Source organism: Actinotalea ferrariae CF5-4, from assembly GCF_000603945.1.
Taxonomy (GTDB): Bacteria; Actinomycetota; Actinomycetes; order Actinomycetales; family Cellulomonadaceae; genus Actinotalea; species Actinotalea ferrariae.
In genome coordinates this window covers 1-374 of sequence record NZ_AXCW01000616.1, presented here as the reverse complement: position 1 = coordinate 374, position 374 = coordinate 1, and the positions used below count along the sequence as shown (strand labels likewise).

Here is a 374-nt window from a genome sequence, read left to right as displayed (position 1 = left end):
CGCGACGACCGGCTGGTCGGTGCGGGCCTTGCCTCGACCGAAGGACCACCACCGCCGCTTGGCGGGCTCGTCCTGGGCCGGCAGGGTGACCGCCGTCGGCGCGCCCACCGGCTCCGCCGGGAGGGCGACGACGGGCGGGGTGACCGGGCCGGCGACGGGTGCGCCGACGGGCGAGACCTCGACGGGCGAGGCCTCCACGGGCGGGGCGGACTGAGCGACGGGCGACCACGGCGAGACGGGGTCGTCGGCCGGGGGCGCGACCGGCCAGGACTGCTCGGCGACCGGCGTCGCGTGCTCGGCCACGGTGGGCGCGGCCGAGGTCTCCGGACCCGGCACCGGCCACGATGCCGCCTGCCCGGCCTCCCACGACGGGG

1 pseudogene is annotated in these 374 nt (G+C 80.5%); it reads right to left on the bottom strand.

Annotation, left to right across the window (positions count from 1 at the left end):
- Positions 1-336, bottom strand: a pseudogene (locus N866_RS19500) (hypothetical protein); the annotation flags it as partial.
- Positions 337-374 lie beyond the last annotated feature (38 nt).